Annotated in this window: 22 protein-coding genes and 1 tRNA gene; 13 read left to right on the top strand and 10 right to left on the bottom strand. The window is 60.6% G+C overall.

Annotated elements, in window-relative coordinates:
* Positions 1–14 precede the first annotated feature (14 nt).
* Both mglC and BN1115_RS06500 read left to right on the top strand, forming a co-directional pair.
* On the top strand, positions 15–1,025 hold the full coding sequence (gene mglC / locus BN1115_RS06505) for a galactose/methyl galactoside ABC transporter permease MglC (protein WP_033136342.1): 1,011 nt from the start codon (positions 15–17) through the stop codon (positions 1,023–1,025).
* 51 nt (positions 1,026–1,076) lie between these two features.
* Positions 1,077–2,810, top strand: coding sequence for a methyl-accepting chemotaxis protein (locus tag BN1115_RS06500; protein ID WP_042656545.1), 1,734 nt, complete (start codon positions 1,077–1,079; stop codon positions 2,808–2,810).
* A gap of 67 nt (positions 2,811–2,877) precedes the next feature.
* Here the strand turns inward: BN1115_RS06500 and trmA are convergent, their stop codons facing one another.
* Positions 2,878–4,011: a tRNA (uridine(54)-C5)-methyltransferase TrmA gene (trmA, locus tag BN1115_RS06495; RefSeq protein WP_042656544.1), complete on the bottom strand. Its 1,134-nt coding sequence runs from the start codon at positions 4,009–4,011 to the stop codon at positions 2,878–2,880.
* Positions 4,012–4,181: 170 nt separating this feature from the next.
* Between trmA and BN1115_RS06490 the strand changes: the two genes are divergently transcribed.
* Together BN1115_RS06490 and BN1115_RS06485 are read left to right on the top strand one after the other, a co-directional pair.
* Positions 4,182–5,324 (top strand): DUF5610 domain-containing protein, encoded by a 1,143-nt coding sequence (locus tag BN1115_RS06490; RefSeq protein WP_042656543.1) that lies wholly within the window; start codon positions 4,182–4,184, stop codon positions 5,322–5,324.
* Between the two features lie 90 nt (positions 5,325–5,414).
* Positions 5,415–5,948, top strand: coding sequence for an ATP--cob(I)alamin adenosyltransferase (locus BN1115_RS06485; RefSeq protein WP_042656542.1), 534 nt, complete (start codon positions 5,415–5,417; stop codon positions 5,946–5,948).
* Positions 5,949–6,046: 98 nt separating this feature from the next.
* Here the strand turns inward: BN1115_RS06485 and malZ are convergent, their stop codons facing one another.
* From malZ to BN1115_RS06440, 9 genes are all read right to left on the bottom strand, one after another.
* Positions 6,047–7,876 carry a maltodextrin glucosidase gene (gene malZ, locus BN1115_RS06480; RefSeq protein ID WP_042656541.1) on the bottom strand — a complete coding sequence of 610 codons (1,830 nt, stop codon included), beginning with the start codon at positions 7,874–7,876 and terminating at the stop codon, positions 6,047–6,049.
* A 5-nt stretch (positions 7,877–7,881) separates the two neighbouring features.
* The gene (locus tag BN1115_RS06475) at positions 7,882–8,730 is read right to left on the bottom strand and encodes an HDOD domain-containing protein (RefSeq protein WP_042059510.1); all 849 of its coding nucleotides are present in this window, start codon (positions 8,728–8,730) and stop codon (positions 7,882–7,884) included.
* A gap of 82 nt (positions 8,731–8,812) precedes the next feature.
* Positions 8,813–9,229, bottom strand: coding sequence for an META domain-containing protein (locus tag BN1115_RS06470; RefSeq protein WP_042656540.1), 417 nt, complete (start codon positions 9,227–9,229; stop codon positions 8,813–8,815).
* 275 nt (positions 9,230–9,504) lie between these two features.
* Positions 9,505–10,866, bottom strand: a complete 1,362-nt coding sequence (gene yegD, locus BN1115_RS06465; protein ID WP_042656539.1) for a molecular chaperone — start codon at positions 10,864–10,866, stop codon at positions 9,505–9,507.
* A 197-nt stretch (positions 10,867–11,063) separates the two neighbouring features.
* A complete protein-coding gene (locus BN1115_RS06460) occupies positions 11,064–12,053 on the bottom strand; it encodes a 2-hydroxyacid dehydrogenase (RefSeq protein WP_042656538.1) in 990 nt (329 codons plus the stop codon).
* A gap of 74 nt (positions 12,054–12,127) precedes the next feature.
* Positions 12,128–12,622 (bottom strand): CreA family protein, encoded by a 495-nt coding sequence (locus tag BN1115_RS06455; RefSeq protein WP_042656537.1) that lies wholly within the window; start codon positions 12,620–12,622, stop codon positions 12,128–12,130.
* A 21-nt stretch (positions 12,623–12,643) separates the two neighbouring features.
* Complete coding sequence (locus BN1115_RS06450; RefSeq protein WP_042656536.1) at positions 12,644–13,090, bottom strand: Mpo1 family 2-hydroxy fatty acid dioxygenase; 447 nt, start codon at positions 13,088–13,090, stop codon at positions 12,644–12,646.
* Between the two features lie 62 nt (positions 13,091–13,152).
* On the bottom strand, positions 13,153–14,010 hold the full coding sequence (locus tag BN1115_RS06445; protein ID WP_042656535.1) for a hypothetical protein: 858 nt from the start codon (positions 14,008–14,010) through the stop codon (positions 13,153–13,155).
* A 148-nt stretch (positions 14,011–14,158) separates the two neighbouring features.
* A complete protein-coding gene (locus BN1115_RS06440) occupies positions 14,159–14,545 on the bottom strand; it encodes a TraR/DksA family transcriptional regulator (RefSeq protein WP_042059525.1) in 387 nt (128 codons plus the stop codon).
* 490 nt (positions 14,546–15,035) lie between these two features.
* Between BN1115_RS06440 and BN1115_RS06435 the strand changes: the two genes are divergently transcribed.
* From BN1115_RS06435 to BN1115_RS06395, 9 genes are all read left to right on the top strand, one after another.
* Entirely contained in the window at positions 15,036–16,367 is a 1,332-nt protein-coding gene (locus tag BN1115_RS06435) for a glutamine synthetase family protein (protein WP_042656534.1), read from the top strand.
* A gap of 174 nt (positions 16,368–16,541) precedes the next feature.
* Positions 16,542–17,903: an aspartate aminotransferase family protein gene (locus BN1115_RS06430; RefSeq protein WP_042656533.1), complete on the top strand. Its 1,362-nt coding sequence runs from the start codon at positions 16,542–16,544 to the stop codon at positions 17,901–17,903.
* Positions 17,904–17,956: 53 nt separating this feature from the next.
* On the top strand, positions 17,957–19,054 hold the full coding sequence (locus tag BN1115_RS06425; RefSeq protein ID WP_082034808.1) for a polyamine ABC transporter substrate-binding protein: 1,098 nt from the start codon (positions 17,957–17,959) through the stop codon (positions 19,052–19,054).
* A 119-nt stretch (positions 19,055–19,173) separates the two neighbouring features.
* Positions 19,174–20,259: a polyamine ABC transporter substrate-binding protein gene (locus tag BN1115_RS06420; RefSeq protein WP_042656531.1), complete on the top strand. Its 1,086-nt coding sequence runs from the start codon at positions 19,174–19,176 to the stop codon at positions 20,257–20,259.
* A gap of 78 nt (positions 20,260–20,337) precedes the next feature.
* Positions 20,338–21,492: a polyamine ABC transporter ATP-binding protein gene (gene potA / locus BN1115_RS06415; protein ID WP_024945572.1), complete on the top strand. Its 1,155-nt coding sequence runs from the start codon at positions 20,338–20,340 to the stop codon at positions 21,490–21,492.
* On the top strand, positions 21,489–22,394 hold the full coding sequence (locus BN1115_RS06410) for an ABC transporter permease subunit (RefSeq protein WP_042059538.1): 906 nt from the start codon (positions 21,489–21,491) through the stop codon (positions 22,392–22,394). Before potA ends, BN1115_RS06410 begins: the two co-directional genes overlap by 4 nt.
* Before the next feature lie 73 nt (positions 22,395–22,467).
* On the top strand, positions 22,468–23,313 hold the full coding sequence (locus BN1115_RS06405; RefSeq protein WP_374759803.1) for an ABC transporter permease subunit: 846 nt from the start codon (positions 22,468–22,470) through the stop codon (positions 23,311–23,313).
* A gap of 45 nt (positions 23,314–23,358) precedes the next feature.
* Positions 23,359–24,063, top strand: a complete 705-nt coding sequence (locus tag BN1115_RS06400) for an MOSC domain-containing protein (protein ID WP_042656530.1) — start codon at positions 23,359–23,361, stop codon at positions 24,061–24,063.
* Between the two features lie 155 nt (positions 24,064–24,218).
* Positions 24,219–24,295: transfer RNA gene (locus tag BN1115_RS06395), tRNA-Pro, on the top strand.
* The last annotated feature ends 88 nt before the right edge of the window (positions 24,296–24,383 follow it).

Here is a 24,383-nt window from a genome sequence, read left to right as displayed (position 1 = left end):
ACAGGAAGACATTTATGGAGTCGGCTAAAAATTTCAATCTGATGCAGGCGCTCAAGGAAAACGCCATCTATCTGGTGCTGCTGGTGCTGCTCATGGTCATCGTGATCCAGGAGCCATCCTTCCTGAGCCTCACCAACTTCAGCAACATCCTGACCCAGTCCTCGGTGCGGGTCATCATCGCGCTGGGGGTGGCGGGCATCATCATCACCCAGGGGACGGATCTCTCGGCCGGTCGTCAGGTCGGTCTGGCGGCACTCATCGCGGCAACCATGTTGCAGGCGCTGACCAACGTCAACAAGGTGTTTCCGACACTGGGGGAGGTGCCTATTCCGGTGGTGATCCTGCTGGTGTGTGTGGTGGGGGCGCTGATTGGTCTGGTCAACGGTCTGATCGTCGCCTATCTGAACGTCACCCCGTTCATTACCACCCTGGGCACCATGATCATCGTCTACGGTATCAACTCCCTTTACTTTGACTCGGTCGGGGCCTCGCCGGTGGCCGGGTTTGATCCCCGCTTCTCCAGCTTTGCCCAAGGGTTTATCCGGATAGGAGGATTCAAGCTCTCGTATCTCACCTTCTATGCCGCCATCGCCAGCGTCTTTGTCTGGGTGCTGTGGAACAAGACCCGCTTTGGCAAAAACATCTTCGCCATCGGTGGCAACCCAGAGGCGGCCAAGGTCTCCGGCGTCAACGTGGCGGTCAATCTGGTGATGATCTATGCGCTGGCAGGGGTCTTCTACGCCTTCGGCGGCATGCTGGAAGCGGGCCGTATCGGTAGCGCCACCAACAACCTCGGCTTCATGTACGAGCTGGATGCCATTGCGGCGTGCGTGGTGGGCGGCGTGTCGTTTGCTGGCGGGGTGGGGACGGTTGCGGGTGTGATCACCGGCGTACTCATTTTCACCCTGATCAACTATGGTTTGACCTATATCGGGGTCAGCCCTTACTGGCAGTTCATCATCAAGGGCGGCATCATCATTCTGGCGGTGGCACTGGATTCCATGAAGTACGCCAAGAAGAAATAACGATTGGCAGAGAGGGTTGGCGCTGCCAGCCCTCTCTTCTGGAGGGAACCCATGCCATTCAAGGTCAAGATTTACCTCTTGCTGCTACTGGCCATTCTGGTCACCATCGGCACCGCCGGGCTCAGCGTGAATCACTTCATCAGTGGCTACATTCGCACTCAGGCTACCCACAACATCAACGAGCAGATCACCCTGGTCAAAGAGAAGCTGGCCAGCGACATCAATCAGAAAATCCTGTTGGCCGCCAACCTCAACTTCGGGGTGACCAACGTCAAGAAGACCCTGCAAGAGACCGGCTTTCACAACATCGTCAAGGTGATCGGCGACATGGCATTCGACGTGAGCGGGGTCATCAACGACAGCGCCAGGGTCGATGCGCTGCGCAAGCTGATCTCCGCCGCCAACAACCAGATCACCGTCAGCTCGCTGCAACAGGTGGATGGCAAGCCGGTCATCACCATTCTGGTGCCGCGCGGCGCCGATTCCGCCTATCTCTACTACCTCGACATGAGCGAGTTCAAAAGCCTGCTGGAGAAGATGAGTGGCGAGGGCCGTTACTTCTCGCTGGCCGACAGTCAGGGCAACAGCCTCTATGACAGCAAGCCGCAGGGGGAGAGCGAAGCGCGCCCCAACCAGCTGGATATCCGCGGCAGCAGCTGGACCCTGACCGGCTATATCGATCTTGACTACATCCGTGCCATGACCCGGTCACTCAATGGCCAGATCATCATGGCGCTGTTCGGTGTGGCGATCGTGGTGATGGTGTTGGCGATGCTGGCGCTCAACGTGGCCTATCGACCCATTGTCTCGTTGCGGGATCTGGTGCTGGAGCTCTCCCGTGGCAGCGGTGATCTCACTCGCCGGCTGGCGGTGACCAGCAAGGATGACCTCGGTCAGATCTCGGCCGGTATCAACCGCTTTATCGAACGGTTGCAGGAGATGATGGGGGAGGTGAGGCAGGCAAGCGGCCAGCTCAACAGCGGCATCGAGGGGTTGGCCAACCAGACCGGCGCCGCCCAGTCCCTGCTGGCGGACCATGTGCGCGAGACCGAGCAGGTGGTGACCGCCATCAACGAGATGAGCCGCACCGCGGTTTCCGTCTCCGAGAGTGCGGCCAGCACCGCCCAGCTTACCGGTCAGAGCCAGCAGCTGGCGAGCCAGTCCCGTCAGGTGGTGGATCAGGCGATGGCCAGCGTGATGGCGCTGGTGGACGAGGTGGAGGAGACCGCCCGCTCCATCGAGGCGATGCAGCAGGATGTGCAGCAGATTGGCTCTGTGCTGGGGGTGATAGGCAGCATTGCCGAACAGACCAACCTGCTGGCGCTCAACGCCGCCATCGAAGCGGCCCGCGCCGGTGAGCAGGGCCGCGGCTTTGCGGTAGTGGCGGACGAGGTGCGTTCCCTCGCGGCCCGCACCCAGAAGAGCACGGCCGAGATCCAGACCATGCTGGCCAGCCTGCAGCGCGGCACTCGGACGGTGGTGGAGGCCATGGGCAACACCAAGCAGAGCTGTCAGGGGGCGGCCGAGAACACCACCAAGGTCAACGAGTCGCTGGATCTGATGGCGGGAGAAGTGGTGGAGATCAACGATCTCATCAGCCATATCGCCACGGCGGCGGAGCAGCAGAGCGCGGTGGCCGAAGAGATCAATCGCAACATGAGCGCCATCGCCGAGGTGATCCGCCAGCTGACCCACAATGGCGAAGCGACGGTCGCCAGCTCTGCGGCGATGGGGCAGACCTACGACCGGCTGCGGGAGATCGTGGGCCACTTCCGGTTGGAGTGAGGCCGGTGTTCAGTCAATAACAAAACAGGGCCATCCGGCCCTGTTGTTGTTTTCCTGTCTGCCTGAATCAACCGGCCTTGCGGCGCAGATAGACCCCGGCTTCCATGTGATGGGTCCAGGGGAACTGGTCGAACAGGGCGAAACGGGCGATTTCGTGGGTTTCGCCCAGCACGGCCATGTTGGCCTGCAGTGTCTCGGGGTTGCAGGAGATGTAGAGGATGTTGTCGTACTCCTGCACCAGCTTGACGGTGGCATCGTCGAGACCGGCGCGGGGCGGGTCGACGAAGATGGTGTTGCACTGGTAGCTCTTGAGATCGATCCCCTTGAGGCGGTTGAACTCCCGTTCACCACGCATCGCCATGGTGAACTCCTCGGCCGACATACGCAGGATGATCAGGTTGTCGACGCCGTTGGCGGCGATGTTGAACTGGGCGGAGTCGACGCTCGGCTTGGCGATTTCGGTGGCCAGCACCTTGCGGAAGTTCTGCGCCAGCGCGATGGAGAAGTTGCCGTTGCCGCAATAGAGCTCCAGCAGGTCCCCTTCGCTCCCCTTGGTCACATCCAGCGCCCAGGCCAGCATCTGCTCGTTGATGGCGGCGTTGGGCTGGGTGAAGCTGTTCTCCACCTGCTTGTAGATGAGCTGGCGACCCGCCACGTTGAGCTGTTCGATGACGAAGTCATCCCCCAGACAGATCTTCTGCTTGTGGGCGCGGCCAATCAGTTGCAGCTCGAACCCCTTGGCGCGCAGATCGGCCTGCAGCGCTTCGGCGGCCTGTTGCCATTCGGCCTCCAGCTTGCGGTGATAGAGCAGGCTGACAATGATCTGGCCGGACTGGGTGGAGAGGTAGTCGATCTGGAACAGCTTGCGGCGCAGCACCGGGTGTGGGCGCAGCCCCTCCAGCAGCAGCGGCATCAACTGGTTGATGAGGCGGCTGGCGGTAGGGAAGTGGTCTATCTTGATGATCTCTTTGGTCGCCGGGGCATACATGCAGTGGAAGAGGTCATCCCCTTCGTGCCAGATGCGAAATTCGGCGCGCATCCGGTAATACTCCGCCGGTGAGCTGTGCACTTCCAGCGCCGGGAGGGTGAAGCCGGCAAACAGCTCGGTGAGGCGAGCGCGCTTTTCGTCGAGTTGGGCCTGATAGTCGGCCGCGGTTCTAGGCGCCGGAGCGTTCGCGGAAGGCTGTTGGGATTGGGTCATAAATACCTCACATGCACACCGGCCGGGCCGGGTCGAAATCGGGGGAAGGCAACAGGCCACCCAAAGGGGCCCGATTTTAAAAGCCAGCCGCAGATTGTCCAGCATTTTGTGGTCAAGAAGTGTTCAGTCAGGCCGATAGCTGATCTACAGGCATGGTGGGAGGACACATTATGCAGATCGAAGGCGTGGGCGCAGCCCAACCCAAGGGAGTGGGTGTTTCTCCCAAATCGCCCCAACAGGCGGAGCAGAAACAGGTCAAGAGCGAGGAGGCGGTCTCCTTGCACAAGCCGCCCAAGTGGGCGCAGGTGCTGATCCAGCAGGCATTGCAGTTCTCGCTGGAGATCAACGGCCAGGGCTATCAGGCTCCGAAGGTGAAAGAACCTGAGGAGATCACCCCGGAGACCCTGTTCGACTTCCAGTCGGTGGCGGACAACGTGCTGCAGTTCGTGACCGGGCGGCTCGGTGCCGCGCGCGCCGATGGCAAATCCGACGACGACCTGACCGGGATGATGGAGCAGGCCCGCAAGGGGGTCGACAAGGGCTTTGAGGAGGCGAAGAAGCAGCTCGGCAAGTGGGCGACCGACAACGACGATATCAAAACTGGTATCGATCAGAGCTACAAGCTGATCCAGAAAGGGCTCGAGGAGTTCGAGAAGGAGTTCTTCGGCAAGGTTTCTCCGACCGACATGGGACAGGCCGAGATGGCCAGTCGCCAGCAGGGGTATCTGGAGATCCAGACCAAGGATGGCGACAAGGTGGTGCTGCGATTCAACGATAGCTGGCAGACCAAGTCCCAGAGCAGCGAGAGCGGCAGCCAGTTCAGCCTCAAGTCAAGCCAGAGCTTCAGCTTCTCGCTGGAGGGGGATCTCAGCAGCGACGAGATGGAGTCCATCGGCAAGTTGGTCAAAGGGATCGACGAGCTGGCGGGGAACTTCTTCTCCGGCAACTTCGAGGATCTGCTGGACAAGGCGGGCGAGCTGAAACTGGATGACAGTCAGCTGGCCTCCTACTCCCTCAAGCTCAAGCAGAGCGTCAAGCTGAGCCAGACCTATCAGGGGGCGCACTCCCTGCAGGATCTGATCAAGCCGTTTGCCGACTATCTGCCCAAGCTGGATCAGGTGCAGAAACAGGCGGATAGCCTGCTGCCACCCTCCCAGCAACAGGCGCTGACCCCGGCCGTGTTGGCCGCAAGAGGGGAAGAGGACCCGGTACAGGTCGATCGCTTCACCAGCTTCAACCAGCGGATGCTGGAGGCGCTGCGGATGATCAGCCAGTTCCAACCGTCCACCGAGCCTGCTGGCAAGAGCGCCTGAGCCGCCAGCGTGCAACCCAAGCCATAACCTGCCGTTTGCCAGCCCTTCCCGGTGCTGGCAAACTGGCCTTTTCTCCCATCCGGTTGCCCCATGAACCCCAAGAAGCCAAGAGACAAGCGCGAGCTCTGCTACCCCTTTATCTTCGAAACCTCGCTCAAATGTGATTTTGAAATCGCCACCGACGAGCTCTGCTGTCAGGTCGGAGCCGTGCTGTCACACCTTGTACCGGATGCCGATACCGAACCCATGCTGGCGGATCTCGCGGCGCTGCAGCGGCTTATCTACAACCTCAACGGCTCGGTGCGCGGCAAGCTGGGGATTTTCGATGCAGATCTTGAGTGGCTCAAGGCCCGTTATGACTACTACAACGAGGCGAGTCGCGGCAGCGTCACCGGTTTCGTGCTGCCGCAGGGGCCGCAGCCCATCCCCACCCTCCATCTGTGCCGCTGTGGCAGCAAGAAGGTGGTGCGGCTGCTGGTGCGGCTGGAAGAGAGCGGGGTGGTCTTCGATCCCATTCTCTATCGCTTCGCCAACCTGCTGGCCAACTTCTTCTTCGTGCTGACCGTCTACCTCAAGCAGCGCTGGCAGGTGCCGGAAGTGCCCTACGTCAGCATCAACTACTGATGGCGGCGGGCAAGGGGCCAGACGCCATGGTGGATTGAACGGAATAAAAAAACCGGAGCCTTGGGATCCGGTTTTTTTTCAGCGCGTCAGTCGCCCGCTTAGCTGGAGATCAGCACCCTGGCCGAGTTGGCGGGGATGGTGAGCTGCACCTCGCCCTGTACCACTTCGAACTTCTCGCCGTTGAAGGCGTCGGTGAAGCGGCTGGCGGGGCTGGCGGTCTGCCACAGAGGCAGGCTGATGGTGCGTAGCTCGCTCGGATGACGGTTGCAGGCCACCACAACCTGATCGCTTTGCAGGGTGCGGGCGAACACATAGCTGTGGGGCCCGGCATAGAGGGTCTGGATGTCGCCACGGCGCAGGGAGGGGCGCTGGCGGCGGATCTGGATCAGGCGGCGATAGTGGTCGTGCAGCACGTGATCCCAGTCTGTGGTATCCCACGGGAAGCAGCGGCGGCAGTCCGGGTCGTTGCCGCCGGAGAGCCCTACTTCATCGCCGTAGTAGATGGACGGCACGCCGATATAGGTGAGCAGCAGGGTGGCGGCCAGCTGCATCCGCTGTTTGTCTTCACCCAGCAGGTGGAGGAAGCGGGCTGTGTCGTGACTGTCCAGCAGGTTGAACTGGGCCAGCTGGTTCTTGAACGGGATATGGGCCCGCGCCAGCTTGAGCCAGCGATCCAGCTCTTCGGCGCTGATCTTGATGGGGTGGTAGGCGATATCCTGCCCCGCCAGGAAGGCGCGGATCGGGTGGGCGAAGCCGTAGTAGTTCATGGCGCCATCCTCCTGATCCCCTTGCAGCCACTGACTTGCCTCGAAGAAGTGTTCACCGAGCACGTAGGCGTCCGGGTTCTCCTGCTTCACCGCCCCGCGAATGGCACGCACATGGCTACGGTTACCCTCGGCGGTGCCGCGCTCCCCCAGCATGTGGATGACGTCAAAACGCCAGCCATCGATCTGATAGGGGGCGCGCATCCAGTAGCGGAGGATGGCGTCGTCGGCCCGATAGACGGCGTCCTGCACCTTCTCGCAGGAGAAGTCAAGCTTGGGCAGGCTGCGAATGCCCTTCCAGCTGACGTAATCCCCTTCGTTATCATAGGTGTAGAAGCTGCGCCACGGGGAGTCCGGGTTGCTGTTGGCCCCCAGCGGCGGGCAGAACCAGGGGTGCTGGGTCGAGGTGTGGTTGACCACCGCATCGAGAATGATCTTCATGCCGCGCTGGTGCAGGTTGCGGGTCAGCTCGGCGAACTGTTCGTTGCTGCCGAGGTGGGCATCCACCTTGAAGTAGTCCTGGGTGTCGTACTTGTGGTTGCTCGGCGAATCGAAGATGGGGTTGAGGTAGAGCGCCGTCACCCCGAGAGACTGCAGGTAGTGCAGCTTGGCATCGATGCCAGCCAGATCGCCGCCGTAAAATTCGCAGGCGCCGTGGCCCTCTTCGTGGCGGCTGACCGGCTCACCCCACGCCTTGCTGATCACCGCCTTGCCGCGGTACTCGTACTCGTGATGCTTGACGCTCAGCGACGGATCGCCGTTGCAGAAGCGGTCGGGGAAGATCTGGTAGAACACCTGATCCTGCACCCAGGCCGGTGGCTGGTGCAGGCTGTTGAAGCGAAAATGCTGCTCCCGTGGCGGCATGGCGGGGCTGACACCGGCCCCGTGTAGCCACCACTGCGCCTCGTCGGTGAGGCACTTGAAGCAATAGAGGTGGATATCCTGCCCCTTGCCAAGTGGCAGGGTAGCTTGCCACACCTGCAGCCGGTCGCGGGTCGAGACCGCCGTCATCGGGATCAGGTACTCCTCGTTATCCGGCTCGTGGCGTAGCCACACCTCGCGGATCGGGGCGTCCAGTTCGCTGAACAGGGTCAGTTGCAGTGCGTCGGCGCTCTCTTTGAACCAGGGCGCCACCTGGGGATGAAACAGAAACGGATGGGTCATGATGCTTATTGAGTCAGAAGATCGGCGAGGGCGTTACCCTGTTCGTGGAGCGTTTCGAGCTGGCCTGCCAGCGACTTGGGATCCAGTCCCAACTGGTCGGCGAGCGGTTTGGGGAAGCGGGCGATGATGGCCTGGGCAGGCACTCCCGCATTCCAGGCGAAGGAGATAAACACGGCGAGGCGGATCAGCACCGCCTCCTTGCTGACCGGATCGTGGGAGAGCGGGTCAAGCTGCTGGGAGATGGCATCGACGAAGGCCTCGGAGAGGTTCCAGCGCCGCGCCAGCTCGGCACCGAGCTGGGCATAGTCGTAGCCCAGCATCTCCCGCTGGGCCTCGACCCGGCTGCTGCCGTTCTGGATCGCCAGATTGATGAGCTCCGCCTCTTCCGGCAGGGTGCTCTGGATGAGCAGTTCACCGATGTTGTGGATCAGGGCACAGGTGAAGGCGGTCTCGGGATCGAGTGCCTTGGTCTCCTGGGCCAGGGTCCTGGCTATGGTGGCGACCTGGAAGGTCTCGGTCCAGAACTTGTTCTTGTCGAAGCTGGGCGGGGCCTTGAAGCTGCCGATGATGCCGGACGCGACCACCACGGAGCGCAGCCGGTTGAAGCCGAGCCGGATCACCGCCTGTTCGATGGAGGTCACTTCGTTGCCCCGGCGCAGGGCGGCCGAGTTGGCCATCCGCAGCACCTTGACGCTGATCACCTGATCCATGGCGATCTTGGCCGCAATCTCGTCGATGCGGGCATTCTCGTCGTTGAAGCTCTGCATCAACTCGTGCAGCAGCTTGGGAATAGTGGGGAGTTGTTTGATCTTGTCAAACAGGCGATCCATCGACATGGCTGAGGCAGCCTCCATTGCGAACTCTGCCTCATATTGTGCCACAGCCGGACAACATGTTCCTGTTTGTGATGCGGCTTTGTGATGGGGATTGCTGGCGCTAGAGCACCCAGTCGCGCAAGGTGTATTCCAAACGGTGCTGTTTACCCTGCAGGATCAGGGTCTGGCTGGTGCCACTCAGGGTGGCTCCCTCGGTCAGCGTGGTCAGCACGGCCTGTTCGATGGTGTCCAGCGGCGGCATGCAGGCCATTTCGGTGCTACCCAGACTGGTGACCCACAACTTGTCATCTTCCAGATGGCCCTGACCGAAGTAGCGGTTGCAACCGGCGATGCCGTTGACGGTGAAGTGCTCGCCGATCTCGAAATCGGGGGGATTGTCGCGTAAGGCGGCGACCGGTTCGCCATCCAGTTTGCTCAGTACCCAGTGGTGATGTTGCAGATCTTGCTGAACAAAGGCGGTCGAGCTGCAGCCAGCGAGCAGTAGCAGGGGGATCAGCAGAAAGGGCAATCTGGGCATGAGGGGGCTCCGGTTGGGGGAGCGTCAAGAATACCCCTTTTGAGCATACGAGAGCAGGGTGCGAGAGGGGATGACCGACCGCTTCTGTCGCCCCTTGTCCCGCACCACTGTCGCTTAATGGCAACACCTTGGTGATGTTGCCACCAGTTTGCGCTATCTCAGGGCTCAGTTGGCGAACAGACGCTCGGCATAACGGGCCAGATCTGTGGCAATTGAACCGACGTCATCACCCCCTCGAACGGGGAGTGATGGGGCGCTTTGCGCTATTTCAGGGCTCAGTTGGCGAACAACCGTTCGGCATAACGGGCGAGACCGGCGGCTACCGAGCCGAAGTCATCGCCCCCCTCGAGCGGGATGGAGGGGAGCTTCTGGCGGATAAAGCGGGCGATCAGCGGCGAGCGGGCGCTACCGCCGGTGACGAAGATGCGATCAGGCTGCACACCGGCGGCGGCAATCGCTTCGTCCATCAGCTCGCCAATCTTCTCCAGCAGCAGGGCCGAGGCGTTGGCCAGCTGGTCGCGGGTCAGCTCCGCTTCCAGCCCTTTTTCCAGCTCGGCCAGCGACTGGCGATTAAGCTCCTGCTCCGAGAGGGCGATCTTGCCCTGCTCGGCGCGCCACACCAGCTGGTGGCTCAGCTTGTGGGCCCGCAGGTTGGCCAGACGCCCCAGCTTGCTGCCGGGCTGGCTGTCGAGCTGCAGATCCTGCAGCTGGCGGGCGGTGTCGAGACTGTAGAAGCGGCTCTGGGCACTGACGTCGTTGATGGCGGCCGCATCCCAGAACAGCGGGTGGGGCAGTGGCTTGCCGGTCTTGAGGGTCTCGTGCATGCCGAGCAGCGGCATCATCCCCTCCACCGTCAGGCGGATATCGAAGTCGTTGCCGCCGATCCGCTGGCCGCTGTGGCCGAGCAGATCGCCGCTGCGATCCAGTTGATCGCGGTAGCTGGGGCCCATTCGCAGCATGGAGCAGTCGGTGGTACCGCCACCGATATCCACCACCAGCACCACGGCGTCTTCGGTGAGGCGCGCCTCGAATTCAAACCCGGCGGCCACCGGTTCATAGAGGAACTCCACCTGCTCGAAACCGGCCAGACGTGCCGCCTCGGTCAGGATGGCGATGGCTTGGCTGTTGCTCTCTTCCCCTGCCAGCCCCTGGAAGTTGACCGGACGACCAATTACCGCTTGGCGGATCGGGGCGCCGAGCTGCTGCTCCGCCTGCTGGCGGACGTGGAGCATCATGGCACAGACGATGTCTTCAAACAGGGCGATCTGGGGTACCTTGAGGCCATAGGCACCGAGGAAGGATTTCGGCGACTTGATGTAGTAACCGTCGTCCGGCTCTTCCAGATAGCGCTCCAGCGCGGCACCGCCGAAGCTCAGCTCGTCGATCAGCCCCTCTTCGCGCATCTGGCGGCGAACCATCTGGGCACGGGTGACCACAGGGCCACGCAGCTTGAGGTATTCCGCCTGCTGGGCCGGTGCCAGCCCTTCGGCCAACAGACCGGCGATGGCATCCCGGTGGGGGGCGTGCAGGGTGGAGGGGAGATAGCGGGATGCGCCGAGATTGAGCAGCCTGGGGCTACCTTGTTCCATCACGGCCACGGCACAGTTGGAGGTACCGTAATCAAATCCGATGAACATGTTTGCCAGACTCCAGAGTCAGAACGGAGGGCTGGCCTACCCGAAGGTGCCGGGTCTCACCACCCGACGCATGGTCGGAGGGACAGTGAGTAAATCCGATCAACATGGGCGCCAGACTCCTGAATAAAAAGGGGGGCTAGCCTACCCGAAGGCGCCGGGTCTCACAACCCGGCGCGTGACGAAGAGAGGGCGAGCCCTTATTCCACTTCGTTGTCGGAGCGGCCCTGGCTCTCGATGGCGCGGATATTGCCGAGGGTGGTATCGGCGATGGCGTGCAGCGCCTCGCGGGTCAGGAACGCCTGATGGCCGGTGAATAGCACGTTGTGGCAGGCGGACAGACGGCGGAACACGTCATCGGTGATCACTTCGTTGGACTTGTCGGAGAAGAAGAGATCCTCTTCCTCTTCGTAGACATCCAGCCCCAGTGCGCCGATGCGGGAGGTCTTGAGCGCCTCAATGGCGGCGTTGGAGTCGAGCAGGCCGCCACGGCTGGTGTTGATGATCATCACCCCGTCCTTCATCTTGGCGAACGCCTCCTTGTTCAGCAGGTGGTAGTTCTCTTTGAACAGCGGGCAGTGCAGGCTGATGATGTCGGATTGGCGGAACAGGGTGTCGAGATCCACGTACTCGGCCCCCAGCTCGATGGCTGCCGGATTCTGGTAAGGATCGTTCACCAGCAGGCGTACCCCAAAACCCTTGAGGATGCGCAGGGCGGCCAGACCGATCTTGCCGGTGCCGATGACACCGACTGTCTTGCCATACATGTTGAAGCCGACCAGCCCTTCCAGCGAGAAGTTGGCATCGCGGGTGCGCTGATAAGCCTTATGGATGCGGCGGTTGAGGCACATCATCATGCCGACGGCGTGCTCGGCGGTCGCCTCGGGGGAGTAGGCAGGCACCCGCACTACTTTCAGCCCCAGCTCTTTGGCGGCGGCCAGATCCACGTTGTTGTAACCGGCGCAGCGCAGCGCGATCACCCGGGTGCCGTTGGCAGCCAGTTCGGTCAATACCTCGCGGTCGGCATCGTCATTGACGAACAGACACACCACCGGGAAGCCGTGAGCCAGTCGGGCCGTTTTGGCCTCCAGCCGCACATCGAAAAACTCCAGGTCGAAACCGTACTGGCTGTTGGCCTGGTTGAAATGCTCTTTGTCATAGCTCTTGGTACTGAATACGGCGACTTTCATGGTGTGTGCTCCGTAGTATGTGTGTCGTCAAATTACAACAAAATGGGTCGGCCATCACCGGACAAACCGGCTGGTTATTGTCCCCACGGCATAATGGGAACGGCGCTGACTGCACTCTTGTACGAACCATCCACCAGTTTGGTGCTGTAGGTCAGGTAAACCAGCGCATTGCGTTTCTTGTCGTAAAAACGCACCACTTTTTGTTCCTTGAACACCAGCGAGGTGCTGACGTCGAACACCTCTTCCCCCGCCTTCAATTTCTCGGGCAGGGTGATGGGGCCGATCTGGTGGCACGACAGGGAGGCGTGGGAGGGATCTTCCGCCAGTCCCAGCCCGCCTTTGACGCCACCGGTTTTGGGGCGTGCCAGATAGCAAGCAACGCCGTCGATGCGCGGGTCGTCGAACGCCTCGACCAGGATCTTGTGGTTGGGGCCAAACAGCTTGAAGGCGGTGCTCACCTCGCCGACCGGGTCGGCCTTGTCGGCCAGCACCGGGCCGGCAAACAGTGCCCCCAGCAGCAGGGGCAGGGCGCGGCGAAGGGTGTTATTGCTCGTGTGGCGATGTGTCATGGTCTCTCCTGTTGGCCCTCCTCAGTAGGGAAGGCGCAAGCGACGATAGAGGCTGGCAAGCACCCAGGCGGGGCCTATCAGCAGAAATTGCAGGTCGGCGAGGAAGGAGGGGCGCTTACCCTCGATCTTGTGGCCGACAAACTGGGCTATCCAGAGCAGCACGAACGCCGCCACTGCGGGCCACAACAGCGGCCCCTGCCACTGGTGGCAGAGCCACAGTCCCAGCGCAGTCAGCCCGGCCATCCCCGCGAACAGCGAAAATGACAGCTGCAGATAGAACAGCAGCACCGGAATGGCTGCCACTGCCGCCCAGTTGAGGGGCTCTGGCAAGGGGCCGTGTGGCAGACACCAGAGCAGCGCCAGCGAGCAGAGATAGATGCCCGGCACCGCCAGCTTGTGGATGGCAACGTTGACCGGATGGCGATGGCTCTGGCCGTACTCCGCAAACCACTCCTGGATTCCCTTCATGGCACCTCCCTGGCGCACTGTGCTCACGCTGCCCGACCCTCATGGTCAGGCGCTCGGGATGCTTATCCCTGCGGTGGATAATCCCAATATTGGGCCGGAATGGATTTTAGCAACGGGGTCATGTCCGGATTGGGCAGGGCGATGGTGACCCGCTGATCGAGGTTGGCGCTGGCCAGCGCTTCGCGGATCTTGGGGTTGTCATGGAAGAATTTCATGAAGCTGCCATCGGCATAGGCCCGCTCCAGCCCGGTCTGAAGCGCCTTGGCCAGCTTGGGGTATTCGGGGCTGACGAAGAAGAACTGGGCGAAGGGGTAGCGGATCAGCAGATGCTGCTCGATGGCGAGGTTGGGATACTGCGCCACCAGCTCACTGCGCTCGGCGAAGATTTCCACCAGGGCACGGGGGAAGAAGTCGATCTTGTCGCCGTCGTTGATGAGGCGAAACAGGCTGCTGTATCGGCCGGAGAAGGTCGGGATCCCTGCATTTTCCAGGATCTTGTTGTCGGCCCACCCCACCCCTTGCGCCGCCTTCAGCTGTTTGAGGTTGGCCAGGGTATTGATCTGGTTGAACTTCTCCTGAGCGTCCGCGTGGATGAACGACAACCGCAACCCTTCCAGCCCGCGAAACAGCGGAATGGGGACGGCAATCAGGGAGGATTCGAGTGCGCTGGAGGTGCCCATCCAGAAGACGTTGATGGTCTTGCCCTTGCTCAGCTGCTGCTGGAGGGTGAACTGGTTGAGGTCGAGTTCGACAGGCTGGATGCGAAAGGGTTGCCCGGAGCGGGTCAGAGCCAGTTCCAGCAGCTTGTACTGGTACTCCTGGTCAAGATTGTTGACGGGACGGCTGGGGACCTTGACCGTCAGAACCTGTGCTTGTGCCAGCAGCGGCAGGCACAAACACAGCTTGATGAGCCATTTCACTCTCTGTTCTCCTGTAGATTCCGGAACGTGTCCGGAGTCTAACAGAACTTGTCACCATCTTGTTGCGAGGCGGTGTGCAAGGTTTGAGCGTTGGGCTCTGCCTTGCTGGCCGCCTGTTGCACCAGAATGGTGACGGTTCTTCGAAGAATCAGGCGACGCGACGGAACACATGGGTATCGTTAAATTCCTTGGTGCTCTGGCATTCGACGCAGAAACGGGATTCTGGACGGGCATGCAGCCGCTTTATGGAGATCTCGTCACCGCAAGATTCGCAGTAACCAAAATCCCCTTCGCTGATGCGCTTCAATGCGCCCCGCAGCTTGCGAAGGTGCAGTTTGTCGTGCTCGATGCGGTTCAGCTCCAGACGGCGGGCTTCCTCGATACTGGCACGGTCAATTTCATCAGCCATCTCGTTGGTGTCGGTGGCGATGGCCTGGCTGGCCTGGGAGTTCAGGCGCTCTTCGAGCTCGACGATCTGTCGCTCGATCTGCCCCTTGTAAAAGGCCAGTTGGTCTTCAGTCATGAAATCACACATACGATTAACTACCAGTCAGTTTACTAACCCAATTATCCCTGTTTATGGGGGCTGTCTGCCTACAGACCAAGCCCTTGTATCCCGATTTGCACCTGTTTCATGCAAGAGAGTGCAAATCAGGGCGGGCCTTGTACCAAAAAAATGCAGCCAAGCAAAGCAAATAGGGTAAGGATTGTGCGCCTTTGCAAAAAAATGGCCCGTTCCGACGGGGGATCGGTCGGGTTCCGGCACCCGCGGCCCCCTCTGTTGGCATCGGCTTTGCAATGCTCTGCAAGGGCGGGATCGGCGGGCGGAGTCCGGATTTGAGTGTTTAGTATTTGGTGCCGACCTGGTCATTATATGCGCCGTTATTTATAGTTTTTTAAACACACCCGCTTGACATTGCCCTTGATGGCGGGCTTTTATGGTGATGTTGATTACAATTTTATAACAAGGGTGTTCCATATATTAGACACCCTTGCCAATGGCAACCGTAAAGTCGGGGTTTAACATGGACAGTATCAAAGGCTGGATGGAGAGCAATCGCATCACGGAAGTGGAGTGTCTGTTCCCGGATTTCACCGGCAACGCCCGGGGCAAGATCATCCCAGCCAACAAGTTTTTGCGCGAAGGGGGCATGCGTCTGCCCGAGGTGATTTTCACCCAGACGGTGACCGGTGAATATCCGGATGACGACAGCATGATCGACCCGCTGGAGCGGGACATGCAGCTCTATCCCGACCCCAACACCATCCGTTTCGTCCCCTGGGCGCTGGAGCCAACCGCGCAGGTTATCCACGACTGTTTTGACATCAACGGCAAGCTGATCGACATCGCGCCGCGCTCCGTGCTGCGTCGGGTTCTGTCATTTTACGAGAAGCAGGGCTGGAAGCCGGTGGTCGCCCCCGAGCTGGAATTCTATCTGGTCAAACGCAACGAAGACCCCGACTATCCGCTGGTGCCGCCGGTGGGTCGCAACGGCCGCCCGGAGACCGCCCGCCAGTCGTTCAGTATCGATGCGGTCAACGAATTCGACCCCATCTTCGAAGACATGTATGACTACTGCGAGGCGCAGGAGCTGGAGGTCGATACCCTGATCCACGAATCGGGTGCCGCCCAGATGGAGATTAACTTCCTGCACGGGGATGCCATCGATCTGGCGGATCAGGTGTTTCTGTTCAAGCGCACCATGCGTGAGGCAGCCCACAAGCACGGCATCTACGCCACCTTTATGGCCAAGCCGATGAGCGACGAACCCGGCTCCGCCATGCATATCCACCAGAGTCTGGAAGATGTGAACGGCCACAACCTGTTCGGTACCGCGAGCGGCGGCAACAGCGAACAGTTCATGCACTTCATCGCCGGTCTGCAGAAATACACCCCGGCGGTGACGGCCCTGCTGGCCCCCAACGTCAACTCCTACCGCCGCCTCACCTTTGGCGAGAGCGCGCCGCGCAACGTCCAGTGGGGCGTAGAGAACCGCACCTGCGGGTTGCGGGTGCCCTTCTCCGACCCGAGTGCGCGCCGGGTAGAGAACCGCTTCGCCGGTGCCGATGCCAACCCCTATCTGGCGCTGGCCGCCACCTTGGCCTGTGGCTATCTCGGCATGATGGAGAAGCTGGAGCCCATGCAGGAGATGAAGTCGAGCGCCTATGACCTACCCTACAGCCTGCCCCGCTCGCTGGAGGAGGCACTGAGCCATCTCGAACAGTGCGAGCCCATCAAGGAGATGTTGGGCGAGCGCTTCACCCGCGCCTTCGTGGCGGTCAAACGCAAAGAGTACGAGACCTACTTCGGGGTGATCAGTCGCTGGGAGCGGGAGTTCCTGCTGCTGAACGTCTGATCCCTCTGTAACGGGGAGGCCAGAGTTGGCCTCTCCGGTCCCTGTATCGAAGACACCGGAACGCGCGTCAGGTGGCGGCAGCCACCTGTGAGTGGCTGTGGCTGCGAGCATGCCAGCCTGCCTGATGAATTGACAAAATAATCCTGCTAAATCGAAGGAATCGAGGAGCAACAAATGCAGCAGACAACCCGTGAGTGGCAACAGCTGGATGCCAGCCACCACCTGCACCCCTTTACCGACTTTCAGGCCCTGAACAAGAAGGGCTCGCGCATCATTACCAAAGCCAGTGGCGTCTATCTGGAAGATTCCGACGGCAAGCGCATTCTCGACGGCATGGCGGGCCTGTGGTGCGTCAATATGGGCTATGGCCGACAAGAGCTGGTGGATGCCGCCACCCGTCAGATGCAACAGTTGCCCTACTACAACCTGTTCTTCCAGACAGCTCACCCGCCGGTGATCGAGCTGGCGACCCTGCTGGCCGAAGTCACGCCGTCTCACCTCAACCACGTCTTCTTTACCGGCTCCGGCTCCGAGTGCAACGACACTGTGCTGCGGATGGTGCGCCACTACTGGGCCAGCAAGGGGCAGCCTGATAAACAGGTGATCATCAGCCGTCACAACGCCTATCACGGCTCTACCGTGGCGGGGGCGAGTCTGGGCGGCATGAAGGGGATGCATGCCCAGGGTGGCCTGCCCATTCCCGGCATAGTGCACATCGACCAGCCCTATCACTTCGGTGAGGGGCAGGGGATGAGCGCCCATGAGTTCGGGTTGGAGCGGGCCCGTCAGCTGGAGCAGAAGATTCTGGAGCTGGGGGTGGACAAGGTGGCCGCCTTTATCGGCGAGCCGATCCAGGGGGCGGGGGGCGTCATCATTCCGCCTGACAGCTACTGGCCGGAGATCCAGCGCATCTGCGATCACTACGGCATTCTGCTGATCGCCGACGAGGTGATCTGCGGCTTTGGCCGTACCGGCCACTGGTTTGCCAGCGAAGGGTTTGGCATCAAGCCGGACCTGATGTGTCTGGCCAAGGGGATTACCTCCGGCTATTTGCCGCTCGGCGCCGTCATGGTGAGCGACCGGGTCGCCAAGGGGCTGGTGGAGGAGGGGGGCGAGTTCAACCACGGCTTCACCTACTCGGGCCATCCGGTCTCCTGCGCCGTGGCGGTGGCCAATATCCAGCTTATGCAGAAAGAGAGCATAGTTAAGCGAGTGCATGATACCATCGGCCCCTATTTGCAGCGCCGCTGGGCCGAGCTGGCCGATCATCCGCTGGTGGGGGAAACCCGTGGCCGCGGGCTGGTGGCCGCGCTGGAAATCGTGCAGGACAAGCAGACCAACCGGCGTTTCCCGGCCCACGCAAATGCGGGGATGACCTGTCGGGAGTTCTGCTTTAACAATGGCTTGGTGATGAGGGCGGTAGGCGATACCATGATCATATCGCCCCCCTTGGTGATCACCGAGGAACAGGTTGATGAATTGGTCGATCTGGCCAGGCGCAGTCTGGATCTGACAGCCGAAAAGCTGAAAGGTTGAGGTGGGTCGGGCAGGTTGGCATGCGCATACAATTTGCTTAGGAGACAAGGATGATGTCTTTCAAAACAGGAGTGATCGCTGCCTCTGTGGCTCTGGTCATGGCAAGTGCCGGAGCAATGGCTGAAGAGAAGGTGCTGCACGTCTACAACTGGAGCGACTATATCGCGCCGGATACCCTGGATAACTTCCAGAAAGAGACGGGCATCAAGGTGGTATATGACGTATTCGACAGCAACGAGGTGCTGGAAGCCAAATTGCTGGCGGGTAGCTCGGGCTACGACATCGTGGTGCCATCCAACCCCTTCCTGGCCAAACAGATCAAGGCGGGCGTGTTCCAGAAACTGGACAAGTCCAAGCTCTCCAACTGGCAAAATATGGATCCCGGCCTGCTCAAGGCGCTCGAGCCGAGCGATCCGGGTAACCAGTATTCCATCCCCTATCTGTGGGGCACCATCGGTTATGCCTACAACGCCGAGAAGGTGAAGGCGGTGCTGGGTGCCGATGCCCCGGTCAACTCATGGGATCTGGTGTTCAAGCCGGAGAACATGGCCAAGCTGAAAGAGTGTGGCGTCTCCTTCCTCGATTCACCGACCGAAATGCTGCCGGCTGCCTTGCAATATCTGGGCTTCAAACCGGATAGCCAGAAACCGGCCGAACTGAAGAAGGCGGAGGAGTTGTTCCTCTCCATTCGCCCCTATACCGCCTATTTCCACTCCTCCAAGTACATCTCGGATCTGGCCAACGGCAACCTTTGCGTCGCGGTTGGTTACTCCGGTGACTTGCAGCAGTCCAAGGCGCGGGCAGCCGAAGCCAACAATGGCGTGGCGCTGACCTACACCATTCCGAAAGAGGGGGCGGGCAGCTTCTTTGACATGATCGCCATTCCGGCGGATGCCAAGAACGTCGAGGCCGCCCACACCTTCATCAACTACCTGATGAAGCCCGAGGTGATCGCCAATATTACCAACGTGGTGCAGTTCCCGAACGGCAACAAGGCGGCGACCCCGCTGGTGGATGAGGCGATCCGCACCGATCCGGGTATCTACCCCGATGCGGCAACCCTGCAGAAGATCTACACCTTCCCGGATCTGCCGGCCAAGGTGCAGCGGGTGATGACTCGCAGCTGGACCAGGATCAAGTCCGGCAAGTAAGTAACGAATGCCCCTCCCGGTCCGCAGTTCGGCCGGGAGGGTAGTGATGCCATCCATCCGGATGGGCCGCGCGAATGGATGCGCAGACGGTCAACCACTGCAACAGGAGAACTGACACCGTGAAGACAACCAAATTGCTAACCATAGCGCTGACCATGGGATTGGCGAATGTGGCCCAGGCTGCCCCTGTGCTGCACTTTTACAACTGGTCTGACTATATCGGCGAGACCACCCTCAGCGATTTCCAGCAGGCGACCGGGATCAAGACCGTCTATGACGTGTTTGACTCCAACGAAACCCTGGAGGGCAAGTTGCTGACGGGGCGAACCGGTTACGATTTGGTGGTGCCCTCCAATAATTTCCTGGCCAAGCAGATCAAGGCGGGAGCGTTCCAGAAGCTGGACAAATCCCTGCTGCCCAATATGGCCAACCTGGATCCCGTGCTGCTCAAGCAGCTCGACAAGGTGGATCCGGGTCATCAGTACGCGGTGCCCTATCTGTGGGGGACCAACGGCATCGGCTACAACGTCGACAAAATCAAGGCGGTGCTGGGGGTCGACAAGATTGACTCCTGGGCCACCATCTTCGAACCGGAAAACATGGCGAAACTCTCGCGCTGCGGTGTCGCCTTCCTCGACTCTGCCGACGAGATGATCCCTGCTGCCCTCAACTACCTCGGACTCGATCCCAACAGTCATGCGACGGGGGATATCAAACAGGCCGAGGCGCTGCTGCTCAAGGTGCGGCCCTATGTGGCCTACTTTCACTCCTCCAAATACATCGGCGATCTCGCCAATGGTGACATCTGCGTGGCAACCGGTTTTTCCGGCGACATCCTGCAGGCCGCCGCCCGCGCCGATGAAGCTGGCAAGGGGGTGAAGATTGCCTACAGCATTCCGAAAGAGGGGGGCAATCTCTGGTTCGACATGATGGCGATCCCGGCTGATGCCACCAATGTCAAAGAGGCGCACGCCCTCATCAACTACGTCCTGCAGCCCGAAGTGATCGCCAAGGTGAGCGACTATGTGGGCTACGCGAATCCCAATGCCAGGGCGGGCGAATTTATGGATGAGGCGGTGCGCAACAACGAGGAGGTTTATCCCCCTCAGGCCGTGCTTGAGCGGCTCTATGTGCAGGAAGCACATCCCCGCTCGGTACAGCGTCTAATCACCCGGAGTTGGACCAAGATCAAGTCCGGAACCTAACCTTGGTGCCCGTTCGGGGGCGCCAAATCGCTTTTATGGATCGGCCGTGAGGTCGGTATCACGTTGGGGAGTTTGGTAATGGCGATAGCCTCCAGTGCCTACAAGAAAGCCCTCGAGGGCAGTCAGCAGCGCAAAGAAGTGCTGGTGAAGATTGATCGGGTAAGCAAGCAGTTCGACGAAACGCTGGCGGTCGATAACGTATCTCTCAATATCCACAAGGGCGAGATTTTCGCCCTGCTCGGTGGTTCCGGCTCCGGCAAGTCGACCCTGCTGCGGATGCTGGCCGGTTTCGAGCGTCCGACCGAGGGGCGGCTGTTCCTCGACGGGGTCGACATCACCGACATGCCGCCTTACGAGCGCCCCATCAACATGATGTTCCAGTCCTACGCCCTGTTCCCACATATGACGGTGGCGCAGAACATCGCCTTTGGCCTCAAACAGGATGGCCTGCCCAAGGCGGAGGTCGATGCCCGGGTGGAGGAGATGCTCAAGCTGGTACAGATGACCCAGTATGCCCGTCGCAAGCCGCATCAGCTCTCCGGTGGTCAACGCCAGCGGGTAGCGCTGGCCCGTTCGCTGGCCAAGCGTCCCAAGTTGTTGCTGCTCGATGAACCCATGGGGGCGCTGGACAAGAAGCTGCGCTCCAAGATGCAGCTGGAGCTGGTGGAGATCATCGAGCGGGTCGGGGTGACTTGCGTCATGGTGACTCACGATCAGGAAGAGGCCATGACCATGGCGGAGCGGATCGCCATCATGCACCTCGGCTGCATCGAGCAGATCGGCAGCCCGATGGATATCTACGAGACCCCGGCCAGTCGGCTGGTGTGCGAGTTCATCGGCAACGTCAACTTGTTCGACGGCCTGCTGGTGGAGGATGAGCAGGACCACGCCACCATCGCCTGTGCCGATCTGGAGCAGCCCATCTATGTGGGCCACGGCATCAGCTCCCGCGCCGAGAACAAGAAGGTGACCTACGCCCTGCGGCCGGAAAAATTGCTGATGAGCCTGCAAAAGCCGGAGGAGATCGAGCACCCGGACTTCAACTGGACCAAGGGTGAGGTCTATGACATCGCCTATCTGGGCGGTCACTCGGTTTATCACATCCAGCTGCCCTCGGGCAAAATCGTTCAGGCTTTCATCGCCAATGCCGAACGCCACGGCAAGCGGCCAACCTGGGATGACCAGGTGTTCCTCTACTGGGAAGATGACAGCGGCGTGGTGCTGCAATCATGAAGTTCTTGCAACGACTGAAGCGGGTCGGGGGGCGCCGGCTGGTGATCGGCATCCCCTTCTTCTGGCTGTTCCTCTTCTTCCTGCTGCCCTTCGTCATCGTGGTGAAGATCAGCTTCGCGGAAGCGGATGTGGCGATCCCGCCCTACACCGATGTGGTGAGCTGGGCCGACAATCAGCTCACCATCCTGCTCAACATGGGCAACTACCTGCTGCTGCAGGAGGATGAGCTCTATATCGCGGCCTATCTGGGATCCCTCAAGATGGCCTTCATCAGCACCCTGCTCTGTTTGCTGATTGGCTATCCGATGGCCTACTCCATCGCGCGGGCCAACAAGGAGACCCAGACCGTGCTGCTGCTGCTGATCATGATGCCGACCTGGACCGCCATTCTGATCCGGGTCTATGCGTGGATGGGGATCCTCAGCAACAACGGCCTGCTCAACAGCGTCTTGCTGGGGATAGGGGTGATCGACGAGCCGCTACAGATCCTCAACACCAACCTGGCGGTCTATATCGGTATCGTTTACTCCTACCTGCCGTTTATGGTGCTGCCGCTCTACGCCAATCTGGTCAAGCATGACCAGAGCCTGCTGGAGGCGGCCTCCGATCTCGGTGCCCGCAACCTGACCCGCTTCTGGCGGATCACGGTGCCGCTCTCCAAGAACGGCATTATCGCTGGCTGCATGCTGGTGTTTATTCCGGTAGTGGGGGAGTTCGTTATTCCGGAAATGCTGGGTGGCCCTGAGACCCTGATGATCGGTAAGGTGCTGTGGCAGGAGTTCTTCAACAACCGCGACTGGCCAGTCGCCTCTGCGCTTGCGGTGGTGATGCTGGCGGTGCTGATCATTCCGATCATCCTCTTCAACCGTAACCAGGCCAAAGAGCTGGAGGGTAAAGCATGATGAAAACAGCGTTGTTCAATCCCGTATCCAGCCGCTGCAACCGTAACCAGTTCAGAGCGCTGGAGGACAAGGCATGATGAGACGTTTCGGTTTTGCCAAACTGATGCTCTGGCTGGGGTTGCTGTTTATCTACCTGCCCATGGTCATCATGGTGATCTACTCCTTCAACGCCTCCAAGCTGGTGACGGTGTGGGGTGGCTGGTCGCTCAAGTGGTACTTCGGCCTGCTCGACAACAAGCAGCTGATCGGGTCTGTGTTCCGCTCGCTGGAGATCGCCTTCTACACCGCGATCGCCGCAGTGGCGCTGGGAACGGTGGCGGCCTTCGTGCTGACCCGAATTCCCCACTTTCGTGGTCGAACCCTGTTCGGCGGCATGGTGACGGCGCCGCTGGTGATGCCCGAGGTGATCACCGGTCTGTCGCTGCTGCTGCTGTTCGTGGCGATGGCCCAACTGGTGGGATGGCCCGCCGAGCGGGGCATGCTGACCATCTGGATCGCGCACACCACCTTCTGTACTGCCTACGTGGCGATCGTGGTGTCAGCGCGGTTGCGGGAGCTGGATCTCTCCATCGAGGAGGCGGCGATGGATCTCGGCGCCAAGCCGTGGAAGGTGTTCTTCCTGATCACCATCCCGATGATCGCCCCTTCGCTGGCGGCAGGCGGCATGATGTCGTTCGCGCTGTCGCTGGATGATCTGGTGCTTGCGAGTTTCGTCTCCGGCCCAGGCTCCACTACCCTGCCGATGGAGGTCTTCTCGGCGGTGCGACTCGGGGTGAAACCAGAGATCAACGCGGTGGCCAGCCTGATCCTGTTGTCGGTATCGCTCTTTACCTTCGGTAGCTGGTATCTGATGGCCAGGGCGGAGAAGCGCCGTCGTGCCGAGATCGCCATGACCACCCAGATGCAGGCCGTCGTCTGACGGCATGCTAAGATCCGCCTACTCTCGTCAATCTGGAGGATGAGTATGCGGATCTCCCTTTTTAGCGGTCGTGGCACCGAGCTGGTGCCCGGCCTCATCAGCGCCATTCACAAGCAACCGATCTCTGCACCAGTTCGCTGTACCTTTGCCGGTCTGGAAGGGGATGAACAGTCTGACCAGCGCCACCACGCTGGCCCGGATCGGGCGCTCCACTACTATCCGGCCGACCACTACCTCTGGTGGCAGACCTGGCAAACCGCGCTGGGTCTTCCAGCACCACGCACCCCCTGGCAGCCTGCAGCTTTTGGCGAGAATCTCTCCGGTATCGGGCTGGCCGAGGCGAAAGCCTGCATTGGCGATGTCTATCGGCTCGGTGAGGCGCTGATCCAGATCAGCCAGCCGAGATCCCCCTGCTTCAAGCTCAACCAGCGTTTTGGCTATGGCCAGATGTCGCAGGTGATGCAGCTGGGTGGCCGTTGTGGCTGGCTGCTGCGGGTGCTGGAGGAGGGGATGATCGCGCCCGATGCGACCATGGAACTGGTAGACAGGCCCTATCCCGAGCTGACGGTGAAGCGCACGGCGGATATCCTGTTCAATCAGGTACGTAACGAGACCGACCTGCTGCTGTTGCTGGAAAATCCGGCTCTCTCGCCCAACTGGCGCCAGCATGCAGCCGACTGGCTGGAGCATGGCACTGTGGCTGACTGGCAGCGCCGTCTGCTGGGGCCAGCATCCCTGCGCTTGGCCTGACTGCGGGTTGCCGGAATGTCACCAGCTGGCTGCATCCCGGTAAACGGGTGAAAGGAGTGCTGAATAGTTGAGCGAATGGCACTTTTTTTCCTGCCAAATGCAAAAAAGGCTTGTGTCGGGTCGGGGCTTTCGGTAAATTCCCGTCCCGCAGACATCGGTGTGTAGCGCAGCTTGGTAGCGCACTTCGTTCGGGACGAAGGGGTCGGAGGTTCGAATCCTCTCACACCGACCAAATTTGAAAAGGCCGCTCAATAGAGCGGCCTTTTTGCATTTGCATTCCGCCGCGCGCTACCCTTTTCTCTGCCGACCTGCCGACCTGC

It is taken from the genome of Aeromonas allosaccharophila (genome assembly GCF_000819685.1).
Lineage (GTDB): Bacteria > Pseudomonadota > Gammaproteobacteria > Enterobacterales > Aeromonadaceae > Aeromonas > Aeromonas allosaccharophila.
Note: the sequence above shows the minus strand (reverse complement) of the source record. Positions and strands in the feature narration are given on the sequence as shown.

Coding starts and splice junctions, on each gene's coding strand:
- mglC (WP_033136342.1), top strand. CDS start 15: ATGGAGTCGGCTAAAAATTTCAATCTGATGCAGGCGCTCAAGGAAAAC.
- BN1115_RS06455 (WP_042656537.1), bottom strand. CDS start 12,622: ATGACACATCGCCACACGAGCAATAACACCCTTCGCCGCGCCCTGCCC.
- BN1115_RS06460 (WP_042656538.1), bottom strand. CDS start 12,053: ATGAAAGTCGCCGTATTCAGTACCAAGAGCTATGACAAAGAGCATTTC.
- BN1115_RS06400 (WP_042656530.1), top strand. CDS start 23,359: ATGCGGATCTCCCTTTTTAGCGGTCGTGGCACCGAGCTGGTGCCCGGC.
- BN1115_RS06430 (WP_042656533.1), top strand. CDS start 16,542: ATGCAGCAGACAACCCGTGAGTGGCAACAGCTGGATGCCAGCCACCAC.
- yegD (WP_042656539.1), bottom strand. CDS start 10,866: ATGTTCATCGGATTTGATTACGGTACCTCCAACTGTGCCGTGGCCGTG.
- BN1115_RS06440 (WP_042059525.1), bottom strand. CDS start 14,545: ATGTGTGATTTCATGACTGAAGACCAACTGGCCTTTTACAAGGGGCAG.
- potA (WP_024945572.1), top strand. CDS start 20,338: ATGGCGATAGCCTCCAGTGCCTACAAGAAAGCCCTCGAGGGCAGTCAG.
- BN1115_RS06450 (WP_042656536.1), bottom strand. CDS start 13,090: ATGAAGGGAATCCAGGAGTGGTTTGCGGAGTACGGCCAGAGCCATCGC.
- malZ (WP_042656541.1), bottom strand. CDS start 7,876: ATGACCCATCCGTTTCTGTTTCATCCCCAGGTGGCGCCCTGGTTCAAA.
- BN1115_RS06500 (WP_042656545.1), top strand. CDS start 1,077: ATGCCATTCAAGGTCAAGATTTACCTCTTGCTGCTACTGGCCATTCTG.
- BN1115_RS06435 (WP_042656534.1), top strand. CDS start 15,036: ATGGACAGTATCAAAGGCTGGATGGAGAGCAATCGCATCACGGAAGTG.
- BN1115_RS06410 (WP_042059538.1), top strand. CDS start 21,489: ATGAAGTTCTTGCAACGACTGAAGCGGGTCGGGGGGCGCCGGCTGGTG.
- trmA (WP_042656544.1), bottom strand. CDS start 4,011: ATGACCCAATCCCAACAGCCTTCCGCGAACGCTCCGGCGCCTAGAACC.
- BN1115_RS06475 (WP_042059510.1), bottom strand. CDS start 8,730: ATGGAGGCTGCCTCAGCCATGTCGATGGATCGCCTGTTTGACAAGATC.
- BN1115_RS06405 (WP_374759803.1), top strand. CDS start 22,468: ATGATGAGACGTTTCGGTTTTGCCAAACTGATGCTCTGGCTGGGGTTG.
- BN1115_RS06470 (WP_042656540.1), bottom strand. CDS start 9,229: ATGCCCAGATTGCCCTTTCTGCTGATCCCCCTGCTACTGCTCGCTGGC.
- BN1115_RS06425 (WP_082034808.1), top strand. CDS start 17,957: ATGTCTTTCAAAACAGGAGTGATCGCTGCCTCTGTGGCTCTGGTCATG.
- BN1115_RS06490 (WP_042656543.1), top strand. CDS start 4,182: ATGCAGATCGAAGGCGTGGGCGCAGCCCAACCCAAGGGAGTGGGTGTT.
- BN1115_RS06485 (WP_042656542.1), top strand. CDS start 5,415: ATGAACCCCAAGAAGCCAAGAGACAAGCGCGAGCTCTGCTACCCCTTT.